The sequence below is a fragment of the Flectobacillus rivi genome (genome assembly GCF_030056655.1).
Classification (GTDB): Bacteria; Bacteroidota; Bacteroidia; order Cytophagales; family Spirosomataceae; genus Flectobacillus; species Flectobacillus rivi.
This window is the reverse complement of sequence record NZ_JASHIE010000004.1, coordinates 374,572-387,212: the sequence shown is the minus strand read 5'-3', so window position 1 is coordinate 387,212 and position 12,641 is coordinate 374,572. Positions and strand designations below refer to the sequence as shown.

Sequence of the window (12,641 nt, the reverse complement as noted above, 5' to 3'; positions counted from 1 at the left end):
TAAAATACTGGGGACGACCGGTATTGACAGCTTGTGTATTCTGATAGTAAGCACGTCGGGAGTAGGGTAGACCTCCTGTTAAAAATCAACTCAAACAATAACTGGCAATACTTCGTATGCCATGGCAGCTTAATTCCTAATTTAGGATAAGTCATAGGTCGCTTTCAACTAGGTTGATGCTTCCTGCCACATCCCTCCATGCCAAACTCTGCCGTGTGGAATTGGGGTGACGACAAGCAGAGTCGGGTTTTACTGATGTCTCTGAGTAAAATTTAGTATACCGAGTCTAAGGAGTATTTTTGGTCCGGCTTGAACCAAAGTATTCCCGACAATTAATCAAGACTAAACGTGTAGAAAGCTATGAGTTTCCTTGTCTGGACGAGAGTTCGAATCTCTCCGTCTCCACCAACAAAAAAGCCTCTTGAAACATTTTCAAGAGGCTTTTTTGTTTTATTTGAATAACTTTTTAACAATCTTATCTTTTAATTTAATCAATTTTAAGATTTTTTTCACATCATCCAATCGATTGTTCAAAATTGCTTTGTCATTTGCTGTTTGTAATGGATTGATCACGTGCCCATTGAAGTTAGATTGAACACTTTCTCCAGTTTTGATATTCTTGAAACCATTACGTAAGTACAACTCGTTGGTAACCATATTTGACAACATCGGCGTATAATAAATACAATCTTTGAAGTAATAGTGAGTTACTTGTGAATAACGAGTACTACCTTCTGCCTCTACTTTTGAGCCTCCATGAATAATATTTGAAGACCAAATTAAAGCATCTCCTTTTTTAGCATAGAAGAATTTCTTGTCAAACTCCGAAACATTCATGATACTTTGCATGAAGTCTTCATACTGAACGTAATCGTTGTATGTTGTATCTTCAGGCGCATCTTTAATGTGCGCAAAGTTGTATTCTGGCATTCGGTGCGAGCCACTGTAGTAGAATACAGCACCGTTTTCTGGTGTCACATCTTCCAATGCTACCCAAACTCCGCACATATAACGCGCAGGAATCGAACTAAAGTGAATTGTATCAGAGTGCGCTCTTTGTTGAGAACCAAACTTAAAGTTGAGTGTTTGGAATGGTATTGGCTCACGGTCGTAAAGCATTTCCAAGGTTTTCATGATTGTGTCGTTCGATGAAATCTGCTTGGTGCTATCTGAGTACTGCCAAAGATCCTGAATACGAGTTTTATCTCGGTAAACAGTTACAGGGAAGTCTTCGTTAAAGCCTTTTTGATTCATATCGGCTTTTACTTGGTCGATTACATCCTCTGGAAAAACATTTCTTAGTACAACAAAACCATTCTTATGATATTCGGTTGCTAGTTGTTTCTCTTCTTCGGTGAGATTCTTGGTTTTGAGGATTTCGTTGAAAAAAGGTGATTCTACCCAAGGTAAATTCATATTATAAATGATTTATTATTTTTGATTAAACTAAAATCTTTAATAGAAGATTTTTTATAGGCCCCTCTGATAGCGATCGATATGTATGATTACTAGCTCAAAAGGAAAAGACTTTACAAGATAGCTTATTTTTCTGAAATTTTGAAAAACTACTTTACATCCTACTATTTCGAACTGATAGACGATGCTAATATGTATCTTTGCATAAAATAACACTTCGTGTTAAAAACGATTTTCATAACTTCAAAATTGATTAGAAAAAGTTAACTCCCTGTAAACAGCAGAATATGGCTTGTTTAATTTGATAAAATGTCAGAAATCTTAACCAAATATTTAACTCAAAGAGAATCTTCTCAGTTAGAGTTTAAAAGTAAAATAGATAGTCCTTTTAAAATAGCACGTACCCTTTCGGCATTTGCCAATACTGCGGGAGGTACCCTTTTGATTGGCATTAACGACGACCGTACCGTAAAAGGGTGCTCCGAGTTAGAAGAAATGACTAAGTTGGCTGAGGCTGCCGAACATTTGATCATTCCCTCTATCGATATTCGTTATCGCGCTATTATGTGGGAAAACAGGAAAAAAGTTTTGGTCGTAGAGATTGACGAAAGTTCTGATAAACCGCATGAAGCTTTGGACGAAAAAGGCAATCGGACTGTTTATGTTCGCGCCAACGACCAAACGACTCCAGTTTCTAAAGAAATGTCTCAAATTTTAGATAAGACTGACAAAACGGTAGAAAGCGAATTGTTGGAACAACAAAATGTAAAATACTTGATGGCGTTTTTGAAGAAAAATAAAAGAGTGTCGGCAAAAGAATATGCTAAGTTGGTCAATATTTCGGAATACCGCGCTAAAAAGCTATTAGAAACCTTAACATACGAAGGCATTTTACTGATGTTATCCAAACAGCGACCTCCGCAGTTTGTGCTAAAACAACTATAATCTGTGCCTTATGACAAATATCTAACTATTTCAGATTTGGGATTTCTGTTTTTTGCCATTGTTGGTCTTTTGACCATAGCCGTCAGGATATGGTCCAAAGACCAACAATGGCTGAGAAGATTTTCTGCCTAGTGCTTACAGCTTATTGCCTACAGTAAAATTTAGTGTATAATCAGCTTGGTATTTACTACAATATCTTCAGGATCAAGCGTTTCTTTTTCTGCGTGGATAATTTTTAACAGCAGTTGTGCTGCCTTTTCTCCCATTTGATACGCAAACTGTTCTACCGAAGCTAGCGGAGGATTGTCGAGATAGGTAGTAATGGGAAGATTCGCAAAGCTTACAAACATGATATCTTTGTTGGGAACAAGACCTTTTTGTTTACAAGCTTGCATGGCATACAATGCTACATAGTCATTGAAGCAGAAAACGGCCTCTGGCAATTCATCTCCATTCAACAACTCAATCATCTTTTTTGTCGTATCTTCTTTACTCAAATCTGTAGATTTGATATAGTTTTGAATAATTGGAAGATTGAATTTTTTCATAGCTCCCCAATAACCCATTAAGCGTTCGTCAGAGATTTCTAAACTGGCAGGACCATTCAGAATAGCTACTTTTTTAATCCCTTTTTTTGCCAAAAAATCAATTACTTCAAAAGCAGCATCGGCAATATTGCCTCTTACTTTATTGACAGCAACATCTTTGGGTGCACGATCAAAAAATACAATTGGGATACCATATTTTTCTAATTCTCTAAACTGGTAATACTGAGTAGTTTCGGCCGAAATAGAAGCAATAACGCCATCGACACGGCTACTGATGAAGGATTTGATTGCTCTATTTTCTCTTTCTAATTTATCACGAGATTGACTAACGACTACATTATAATTTTCTGCTGAAATAACATCTTCAATGGCTGTAATCGCTTGTGAAAAAAACTCTTCTTGTAAGTGAGGAAGAACAACGCCAATTGTATAGGTTTTATTCTTTTTGAGCAAAATCGCTGCAGGGTTTGGGACGTAGTTGAGTTTTTGTGCCATTTCAAAAACTTTTTCTTTTGTTCTCAAACCAATTCGTGGATGATTTTGTAATGCGCGTGAAACCGTCGAAATCGAAATATTCAACGCTTGCGCTATATGTTTGATAGTAACTTGTGTCTTTTGCATATTTTTCAGGAAGTCCCAAGCCTTGGCTTATGGAACTGCTAAATTACAAACATTCCTGCAATAGTCTTAGTAGGAATTACGATTCCCTGAATTGTGCAAATCTGTGCAAATGTTTGATTATACCCTTTACAGCCCATTTTACTTAAGATTTGTTAAAATGAGACTCTACCCAATCTGCTATGTTAGTTTTTTGCTCAAAAAATTGATTCCTTTGAACATCCAATTGTGCCAATTGATAAAAAAGTCTTTGCTTTGAAGGCTTTTCCTCTTGTTTGGCCTACGGTGACAAGCGTGTTGTTTTTAGAAGGTATGAACTTTTCTTTTTGAAAATCACCGAAAAGTACCAACCAAATGTCATCTTACCTTATGCAATCTTTTTGAAACAAATTAACATGTATCCGGAATCAATCATCAAAAAATTTGTCGATACTTTCTCGGCTGAACCAACTATTACTGTTCGTGCTCCTGGTCGTATCAATCTCATTGGCGAGCACACCGACTACAACGATGGCTATGTATTGCCTGCCAGTATCGACAAAGCTATTTACTTTTCTATCTCTCCACGTGCCGACAAGGAATGCCATGTAGTTGCTTTCGATTTGGATAGTGCCACCGTTTTTTCGGTCGATAATCCTGTTGCATCAGAGTATTCTTGGTGTAATTATTTGATTGGAGTGGTAGACGAGCTTCAAAAAGCAGGTAAGCAGTTTGGTGGTTTTAATTTGGTTTTCGGAGGCGATATTCCTTTGGGAGCGGGAGTTTCTTCATCAGCGGCTGTCGAAACGGGTCTTTCTTTTGCAATCAACTATATCTATGAATTAGGCTTGTCGACTTTGCAAATGGTGCAAATTTCGAAGGCTGCTGAAAATAATTTCGTTGGTGTAAACTGTGGTATTATGGACCAGTTTGCTTCAATGTTTGGTAAAAAAGACTCAGTAATTCGTTTGGATTGTCGTGACCTTTCTTACCAATATTTCCCTATTGCTTTGCCTGAACATGCTGTTGTTTTGTGTAATACAGGTGTAAAACACTCTTTGGGAGATTCTGAATATAATACTCGTCGTTTGGAGTGTGAAGAGGGTTTAGGTTTGATTGCAACTCATTTCCCTGAGGTTAAATCTTGGAGAGATGTATCATTCGATATGTTGGCTCAAGTGCAGGCTTCAATGACTGACGTTGTGTATCGTCGTGCCAAATATGTAATTGGAGAAATTGAGCGTGTGGAGGTTGCTTGTGAGGCGTTATCGCAATATGATTTGGCAACTTTTGGACAAAAAATGTATGAAACCCACCATGGTTTACAACATGATTATGAAGTAAGTTGCCCAGAATTAGACTTTTTGGTAGACCAAACCAAAGATAACCCTGCTGTCATTGGCTCTCGAATGATGGGAGGTGGTTTTGGCGGTTGTACTGTTAATATTGTCGAAAAAGCTCAATTAGACGCTCTTATTGCACAATTAACAGAGGCTTATCAAAAAGAGTATAACCGTGAGTTGGTGTATTATGTAGTAGCACTCACTAACGGAACAGAATTAGTTTAAAATCAGTCTTGTAGATTAGTAAAATTTCGACTTGATAAAAAATAAAAAAGCTCAAAGCTTTTTGCTAACAGCTTAAAACTATTTATGAATTTCGACGAAAATCCACATCGTAGATATAACCCACTTACCGAAAGTTGGGTATTAGTGTCACCACACCGTGCCAAACGTCCTTGGCAGGGTCAGGTAGAAAAATTAGCGAATGACGAACGTCCAGCACATGATCCTGATTGCTATTTGTGTGCAGGAAATACCCGTGCCAATGGCGAAGTAAATCCAAATTATGAGCAAGTGTACGTTTTCGACAATGATTTTGCAGCTTTGCTAAAAGATACGCCAGACGAAAAGTACGAAGATGGCGAATTGTTTTTGGCAAAAACTGAAAGAGGTGTAGGTCGTGTGATTTGTTTTTCACCTGCTCACAACCTTACTGTTCCAGAAATGTCAGAAGAGGGAATTCGTGCGGTAGTTGATGCTTGGGTTGACGAGTACAATACTTTAGGTGCAAAGGATTTTATCAATTACGTTCAAATCTTTGAAAATAAAGGCTTTGTCATGGGATGTTCAAACCCACATCCACACGGACAAATCTGGGCGCAAAGTGGTATTCCTGACGAACCGTTAAAGAAACAAAATGCACAAGCTAAATATTGGGCAAAACACAACCGTTCGCTTTTGGCGGATTATTTGGAAAAAGAGTTAGAGAAAAAAGAGCGTGTATTGTTCGAAAACGAGCATTTTGTTGCTTTGGTACCTTTCTGGGCGGTGTGGCCTTTCGAAGCTATGTTGATTCCAAAGCGTAAAATGGCACGTATCAGCGATATGACTTCCGAAGAGCGTGATGCCTTGGCAAATGCTTACAAGCGTTTGACCGTGAAATATGATAATCTTTTCGAAACATCATTTCCATATTCGGCGGGTATTCACCAAGCACCAACCGATGGTTTGCCTCACGATGAATGGCATTGGCATTTTGTGTTTTATCCGCCTTTACTACGCTCGGCAACTGTGAAGAAATTTATGGTAGGTTATGAAATGTTAGCCAACCCACAAAGAGATATTTCAGCAGAAAAAAGTGCATCAATTTTAAGAGATTTACCAGAAGTGCATTATAAAAACTGAGTGAGTTAGTGCATTGTGATTGAGTGCTTGAGTATTAATTATTTGAATAATATCCAAGCACCCAATCACAAAATGCTCAGTATGTTTATATTTCTGAAGTAAATTTTACCACCTTATTTTTTACAGGTTTTATACTTTTAAGATAGGTATAAATTGCCTCTAAATCTTTTACCTTCATACCACTGTACATCGTCCAAGGCATCATAGTCTGAAATTGTCCTTTCTCTACTTTCTGTGATTGATAGGTGCTATCAGAGTATGCTTTAAATCTTGCGACAAAAGCTTCTTTGGTCCATTTTCCTATACCCGTTTCGTTGTCTGGGGTAATATTTGGTGAAACCAACTTGCCAAATCCTGGCATTGGAAACTCAAACCCTCCTGCGTAATCCATTTCTGGAACTTTTCCTCCTTTACCATCTGGTTTTGTATGACATTCTCTACAAGAAGCCACTGTAATCAAGTACTCGCCATATTTTAAAATATCATTTTCACTAGGTTTGGACATAGCTTTAGCTTTTTGAGGAATAGTATTAATGATAAAATTCATCGGAAAGTCCGAAGTAGAAGAAGGAGGAGTATTGTCCAGAGGTTTTAAGGTCCTGATATAGGCAATAATATCATTGGCATCTTGTGGATCCATTGAGGCATAGTAAGGGTATGGCATGATAGGAAAAAGTGCATGCCCATCTTTACTCACACCAGTGGTCATAGCTCTGTAAATTTCACCATCAGTCCAATTTCCTATACCTGAGGGAGTGATATTTTTGGCAGTATAACTTCCAGGAAAGCCCAATCGATGATCGAAGGTCTCTCCGCCTTTACCTTCTGTACCTGCAATAGGAGGGGCAGCGAATAGGGTATAATCTCTCGTACTATGACAATCAATGCAAACTGCCACGTGATTTGCCAAATATCGACCATTTTCGATGGAAGCGGCGTTGGGTTTAATACTTATTTCTGGGGGAGGTCCTACATCGGGTAAAGCAAAGGATACATAAGAGAGGATTCCGACGATGCCAATCAGGACTACTGTTAAAAGTAATACAAGAATTTTTGCTAGTTTCTTCATAGTTTTTGGGGTTATACTTTGTAGGGTTTATGAGAGACATTGTCTTAAATACCTAAAAAAAGTATAAATATCCAACCAAACTATTTGAATCTTATTAAGTGGTATCTGTTTGTAAATGAGTTGATTGTGTTGTTGTAGGGCGGATTCTTATTGTTAAAAAAAGGAACAAAGGCAGTTCAATTCATCAGCGCCGTAGGTGCGACAGAAATCAAACTATTTTGAAGTCTTTCGTACCTACGGCGCTTTTACAAAGGGAAACAAGGTGATTTTGCTTATTAAATTTTATTTTGCACAGATAAGTTTTAGGCAAAAATATATTCATAGTTTCATTAGAAACACTTTTAAACTTTTAGCTTAAAGCCTATTGCTGGGAAAATTAATATTTACAAAATATCCTTTTTTATTCTTACCGAAAATTCTTCTAAATCTTGGTCTGTAAAATCTAAATGCGTCACAAAGCGGACTTGATGTTTGCCAAAAGTAGCAGCTTTGATGCCTACATCGGCTAATTTTTTGACATAGTCAGAAGATAAAATACCATTGTCCAAAGTAAAAATGACAATGTTGGTATCCACAGGTAATACTTCCAATACCTCTGATTTTTGAGACATCAATGCACCAATAGCTCTTGCACGCTGATGGTCTTCAGTGAGTCTATCGACATGATTATCCAAAGCATAAATCCCAGCTGCCGCCAAATAACCAGCTTGACGCCAACCGCCTCCCCAACGTTTACGCACACGACGAGCCTTCTTGATAAAGTCTTTAGTACCCAATAAAATAGAACCTACAGGAATACCAAGCCCTTTTGAAAGGCAAATCGACATAGAGTCAAACAGTTCACCATATTGCTTGGGAGATTCCTTCGTTTCGACTAAAGCATTAAAAATACGTGCCCCATCTAAGTGAAGAGCCATATTGTGGGCATCACAGACTTCCTTAATTTTAACAATCTCTTGAATATCGTAATACGCACCACCACCTTTGTTTACTGTATTTTCTAAAGATACCAATCTAGAAACAGGGTGATGTAAATTGTCTGGCTGAATCACATCTATGATTTGCTCAGCCGTGATTCGTCCCCTATTGCCATGAAGCAAATTCACAGATGCCGATGAGTTAGAGGCAATACCACCGCCTTCATACAAATACACATGCGAAAGGGCATCACAAATCACCTCGTCACCTTGGTTGACGTGGACATTGATGGCAATTTGGTTGGTCATAGTGCCCGACGTACAAAACAAACCAGCTTCATAACCAAACATTTCAGCAGCTTTGGATTCTAGTTTTTTGACGGTATAATCTTCCTCAAAAACATCATCGCCAACTTCAGCGCTAAACATGGCTTCGAGCATGGCTGGAGTGGGCTTGGTAAAAGTATCGCTTCGTAATTCTAAAGGTCTTAATTGACTCATGGGGAAAGTAGTTGATGATAATGAATTGTTTACAAAAATTGCTATCTGGATTTTCGGCAATTTACTTAATTTTGGAGAAGTGAAAAAATTACAACTTCTGTTTACAAACTAATCAATACCTTGAATCAACTTACTAAAGCTTATCTATGCCTATTATTGGGCGTATTTTGTATTGCCTGGTCGGCAATATTTGTCAAAGTGGCTCATGCGCCAGCGTTAACTTCGGGTTTTTACCGCTACTTTTTTTGTTTTGTAGGACTGCTTCCTATTTGGTTTATCAAGGGGGTGAAAGTACCTTCTACCAAAACGCTGAGTTGGATTGGTCTGGGCGGTCTTTTGTTTGTGCTCGATATGTCTTTTTGGAATATCTCTATTCTCAAAACATCTGCCTCAGTATCTACTTTATTAGCCAATAATGCCTCTGTTTTTGTGGGCTTGGGGGCTATGTTTTTCTTCAAACAATCCCTTTCAAGACGTTATTGGTTTGGATTAGGAGTTTCTTTGCTAGGTATTTTTATTGTAGCAGGAAAAGATTTAGCCCAAAATCAAAGCGTAGGCATTGGACATTTAATGGCGATAACGGCGGCTGTATTTTATGCTGGGTATATGCTAGTGACGCAAAAAGTCAGAGGAGGCATAGATACCGTCAATTTTATGGCTTGGTCACTCATTCCTTGTTTGATACTTTCTTGGGGAATTTGCTGGTTTGGCGATTGGCAATTACTCCATTTTGATACCCAGACATGGTGGGCTTTTGTCGGAATGGGAGTGATATGTCACTTGATTGGTTGGTTATCAATCAACTACGCTTTAGGGCACATTCCTGCGGCGGTAGTGTCGCCTACCTTATTACTTCAACCTGTATTAACTGCTATTATTTCTTATTTTTTACTCGATGAGGTTTTAAGAACTGAACAAATTGTGGGTGGTTTGATAGTAATGCTCGGTATTTACCTAGTTAACAAACGTAGTTGAGATTGTAATCTTTGCACCAAAAGATTGATAAGACGCTTGGTCAATTCTTCTTCATTTTCTAAAAAAAGTCGATATTCTTCAAGTGTAAAATGCCCTGAAATGATACCTTCAAGGTAATGCTTAAACTTCATATCTCTTTTCACCGAATGACTAATATATTCTAGTTGTTCTGTTTCGGATAATTTATAAAACGCACCCTTTCTAACGGAAATATATTGTTGAAAAATGGCTAGTAATAGCTCATTTTGTTGCTTGAGAATGGGTCTGAGTGTTTGATTTTGAAAGTTTTCTACAACAGACTCGCTGGGTTGTGTGATGATTTCTGGACGCATAAGTACTTTTTTATACTTCCAAAGAGTCTTTACTGCTAGTTAATATTTAGGGAGAAAAAGCTAATTTTTCTCCCTAAAATTTTACCTAAAACTGCTTCAAATAAGATATTTTACTAATCAAATGTTGTTCTTGCTGTTTGGTAAAATCGGTGCCTGTAAATCCTCTTTGGTTGAATACTAAATAAATGTATGATAGTGGGCGATATTCCCACGAAAATCTAACATTGAAAGTATCTCGATTGTTTTGGGTATTTTTTTGATAAAAACCAATCAATTGCAAACGTGGATTCAGCGCCAAACGTCCTTCTATGCTATAAAGCTGCACGCTTTTAGATTCTTTGAGAATACCCACTTCTTTAAAATCATTGTTTTCAAAACCTAGATTAAAGGACGAATGAGGCGAAGGCGCAAGTCTCAAACTAAAAGAGGTATAGTTCAAACTTCCATCATAATATCCTCCTCGTTCGTGGTTTAGGAAATAAGAAATCTTTTTCGACTGGTCGCTACCCAAATAAAGTGTGTAGCGATTGTAATTGTATTCAGCAGGTTTGATCTCGATGTCCAAAGGAGCAAAAGATTCGTCAAGTCGCTGGTAATAGTTGGCATAAAAAATACCTGCAAACCCTCCAGATTGAAGATTGACCCAAATAGGGTTAAAATTAAGTTGACGCTCCTGCAAATGCCCTGTGGAGGCTTGGTGATAATATTCGATAAATACGCCAGGCTCGAAGCTACGTACCCATTTTGGCAACCACGGTTTACGAACGGTCAAATAAAATCCTGGCGTATTGCTCAATACATCGTTTCTGGACACAAAGCCCATTTCAGGGTTATAGTCCTTGCTGACGTATGATTGCGTGTACCACGCCACCACCTGATTATTACGATAATGCAACTGATTATACGCTGCTAAACCTGTGTTTGATTCGTTGGAGTTTTTAGAAAACATTGCCATCGAACTCAAAGAAAGTACGTTGGACAGACGGAAAAAGCCATCTACAGCACCAGTCAGGTTGTTATAGTCGTTGGTATTTTTGAGGGTAAAAAGTGCTCCAATACGGTTTTGAGAGCCAATATTTTCAGAAAATCTTCCTACAAAAAAATCGGTATTACCAATACTTCCTCCATCGTTCTGACGGATTGCGATGGCACCAAAATTCCTTTTTTCAGAGCGATATACCATTCTTGCACCAACTTCTATTGGTACAGGACGAGCGTTGGCATCTAAGCCAATTCTTCTACTAAAAAATGGTTGAATACGCATAGCGCCACCCGCCAAATCTTCAATGGGTGACAAGCCTACGCCAAATAAAGAAGCATTTTCAAGAAAAAACTGACGACGTTCTGGAAAGAAAACTGAAAAACGTGTGACATTATTAACTTGTCGATCGGCATCTGCTTGGGCAAAATCAGTATTAAACGTTAAATCCAAAACGGTGTTGGGATTTATCGCCCATTTGATTTCTCCGCCAGGTTTAAAAGTCCCAGAACCACCTTGTTTTTCATAGTCGGTTCCTTTGTAGTTATCGTAAGCATAGAGCATATAAGGAATAGCTCGGATATTTGTCACAGAGGGTGGAGGCGCCAAGAGGCTATCCAAAACCCCAGCGTATTCCATACGATTGACTGAAAAAGAGCGTGGATATGGCGACCAAGAATACGTGGAGTTACTCGAACGACGATTTCTGAAAAAGTTAATTCCCCACGAATGCGTTTGTTGATTTTTAGGATAACGAAGTGTTTGCCAAGGAATGGCCATTTCGGCCACCCAACCAGAGTCGGAGCGAGAGGTACGTACACGCCAAAGCCCATCCCAGTCTACATCATAAAGACGGTCGTCGAAGGCAAGCAAGTCACGCTGCGTACCATAAGGATTGGTAATCATCGTCATGGCATTGCGTTTGTCGTTGAAACCGTCAATTGTAATACCAAAAGAATCGTGATTGCGAGGTTCAAAATCTCGACGAAAATCAGGTGCTCGTAATAGCTTTTTCCCTAAAGAATCATGACAAATACCAGCGATGTACAAGAAATCTTTGTTGTAAAGCAGCTTGACCGAAGTATTTTGTTTGGCTTTTTGTCCTTGATGTGGCTCTACTTCAAATTCAAGATTTATGGTGGGGGCTTCACTCCATTCTGCTTCATCGAGCTTACCATCTATTTTTAAGGGTTTGGCAATGCTCTTTGCTATGGTTTTTTGTCGAGGTTGTTGTGGCGTGAAGGTATTTTGAGCCAATGCCCATGATGAAAAAAGCAAAAGGCTTCCTAGCTGTAAAAGCTTTAACATACTGATAAAATTTACTTGTTGATGGAAGAAAGAGGTTAATTTTTTGGAAAAGTAAAGTTCTAAAAACTTATTAAAAGACGTTTCAAATTTGTGTTGAATGGCAATTAGAATAGAGGAGTAATCGTTTGTCAATTAACGTACTAACTCTTTTTTTTGATTTGAAATTAGCATGCGTAAAGCGGCAACTTCTCAAGGAAAATTATGACCGTCGCCCACAAGCTAATACCTGAATGCTACAAGCAAATTGCGCATAAAATTAGGGACAAAGCAAAGCTAAGTCCCTAACCCCTAACCAAATTAATTTTAATCTTTTAACCAAAGTTGAGATTCACAAAATGGATGTCTCACCAGTCCATTCGCTACGTTC

At 38.3% G+C, this 12,641-nt stretch carries 10 protein-coding genes and 1 other RNA gene; 5 read left to right on the top strand and 6 right to left on the bottom strand.

Translation table 11 applies throughout. The features are described 5' to 3' along the window. Nucleotides 1–9: 9 nt before the first annotated feature. Nucleotides 10–408: a transfer-messenger RNA gene (gene ssrA / locus QM481_RS07615) on the top strand. Between the two features lie 42 nt (nucleotides 409–450). On the opposite strand, the gene QM481_RS07610 is transcribed toward ssrA, so the two are convergent. Next, nucleotides 451–1,416, bottom strand: a complete 966-nt coding sequence (locus QM481_RS07610; protein ID WP_283381301.1) for a phytanoyl-CoA dioxygenase family protein — start codon at nucleotides 1,414–1,416, stop codon at nucleotides 451–453. Between the two features lie 309 nt (nucleotides 1,417–1,725). Between QM481_RS07610 and QM481_RS07605 the strand changes: the two genes are divergently transcribed. Further along, entirely contained in the window at nucleotides 1,726–2,361 is a 636-nt protein-coding gene (locus tag QM481_RS07605; protein ID WP_283381300.1) for an AlbA family DNA-binding domain-containing protein, read from the top strand. Nucleotides 2,362–2,522: 161 nt separating this feature from the next. Here QM481_RS07605 and QM481_RS07600 read toward each other — a convergent pair whose 3' ends face one another. Continuing rightward, nucleotides 2,523–3,530 (bottom strand): LacI family DNA-binding transcriptional regulator, encoded by a 1,008-nt coding sequence (locus tag QM481_RS07600; RefSeq protein WP_166549074.1) that lies wholly within the window; start codon nucleotides 3,528–3,530, stop codon nucleotides 2,523–2,525. A gap of 392 nt (nucleotides 3,531–3,922) precedes the next feature. Between QM481_RS07600 and galK the strand changes: the two genes are divergently transcribed. After that, nucleotides 3,923–5,074 carry a galactokinase gene (gene galK, locus QM481_RS07595; protein ID WP_283381299.1) on the top strand — a complete coding sequence of 384 codons (1,152 nt, stop codon included), beginning with the start codon at nucleotides 3,923–3,925 and terminating at the stop codon, nucleotides 5,072–5,074. An 84-nt stretch (nucleotides 5,075–5,158) separates the two neighbouring features. Continuing rightward, nucleotides 5,159–6,193, top strand: a complete 1,035-nt coding sequence (locus QM481_RS07590) for a UDP-glucose--hexose-1-phosphate uridylyltransferase (RefSeq protein ID WP_205690736.1) — start codon at nucleotides 5,159–5,161, stop codon at nucleotides 6,191–6,193. An 85-nt stretch (nucleotides 6,194–6,278) separates the two neighbouring features. Here QM481_RS07590 and QM481_RS07585 read toward each other — a convergent pair whose 3' ends face one another. Next, nucleotides 6,279–7,262 (bottom strand): c-type cytochrome, encoded by a 984-nt coding sequence (locus tag QM481_RS07585; protein ID WP_166549072.1) that lies wholly within the window; start codon nucleotides 7,260–7,262, stop codon nucleotides 6,279–6,281. Nucleotides 7,263–7,645: 383 nt separating this feature from the next. Continuing rightward, entirely contained in the window at nucleotides 7,646–8,680 is a 1,035-nt protein-coding gene (locus QM481_RS07580) for a threonine aldolase family protein (RefSeq protein ID WP_283381298.1), read from the bottom strand. A gap of 120 nt (nucleotides 8,681–8,800) precedes the next feature. Between QM481_RS07580 and QM481_RS07575 the strand changes: the two genes are divergently transcribed. Then, nucleotides 8,801–9,655, top strand: coding sequence for a DMT family transporter (locus tag QM481_RS07575; RefSeq protein ID WP_166549070.1), 855 nt, complete (start codon nucleotides 8,801–8,803; stop codon nucleotides 9,653–9,655). On the opposite strand, the gene QM481_RS07570 is transcribed toward QM481_RS07575, so the two are convergent. Both QM481_RS07570 and QM481_RS07565 read right to left on the bottom strand, forming a co-directional pair. After that, nucleotides 9,631–9,987, bottom strand: coding sequence for a glyoxalase (locus QM481_RS07570; protein ID WP_283381297.1), 357 nt, complete (start codon nucleotides 9,985–9,987; stop codon nucleotides 9,631–9,633). The two genes, QM481_RS07575 and QM481_RS07570, sit on opposite strands and share 25 nt — an antisense overlap. Before the next feature lie 85 nt (nucleotides 9,988–10,072). Then, nucleotides 10,073–12,274 carry a DUF5916 domain-containing protein gene (locus QM481_RS07565; RefSeq protein WP_283381296.1) on the bottom strand — a complete coding sequence of 734 codons (2,202 nt, stop codon included), beginning with the start codon at nucleotides 12,272–12,274 and terminating at the stop codon, nucleotides 10,073–10,075. Nucleotides 12,275–12,641 lie beyond the last annotated feature (367 nt).

Excerpts from the sequence above, each read along its gene's own strand:
- QM481_RS07600 (WP_166549074.1), bottom strand. The coding sequence starts at position 3,530 with ATGCAAAAGACACAAGTTACTATCAAACATATAGCGCAAGCGTTGAAT.
- QM481_RS07585 (WP_166549072.1), bottom strand. The coding sequence starts at position 7,262 with ATGAAGAAACTAGCAAAAATTCTTGTATTACTTTTAACAGTAGTCCTG.
- galK (WP_283381299.1), top strand. The coding sequence starts at position 3,923 with ATGTATCCGGAATCAATCATCAAAAAATTTGTCGATACTTTCTCGGCT.
- QM481_RS07590 (WP_205690736.1), top strand. The coding sequence starts at position 5,159 with ATGAATTTCGACGAAAATCCACATCGTAGATATAACCCACTTACCGAA.
- QM481_RS07570 (WP_283381297.1), bottom strand. The coding sequence starts at position 9,987 with ATGCGTCCAGAAATCATCACACAACCCAGCGAGTCTGTTGTAGAAAAC.
- QM481_RS07610 (WP_283381301.1), bottom strand. The coding sequence starts at position 1,416 with ATGAATTTACCTTGGGTAGAATCACCTTTTTTCAACGAAATCCTCAAA.
- QM481_RS07565 (WP_283381296.1), bottom strand. The coding sequence starts at position 12,274 with ATGTTAAAGCTTTTACAGCTAGGAAGCCTTTTGCTTTTTTCATCATGG.
- QM481_RS07580 (WP_283381298.1), bottom strand. The coding sequence starts at position 8,680 with ATGAGTCAATTAAGACCTTTAGAATTACGAAGCGATACTTTTACCAAG.
- QM481_RS07605 (WP_283381300.1), top strand. The coding sequence starts at position 1,726 with ATGTCAGAAATCTTAACCAAATATTTAACTCAAAGAGAATCTTCTCAG.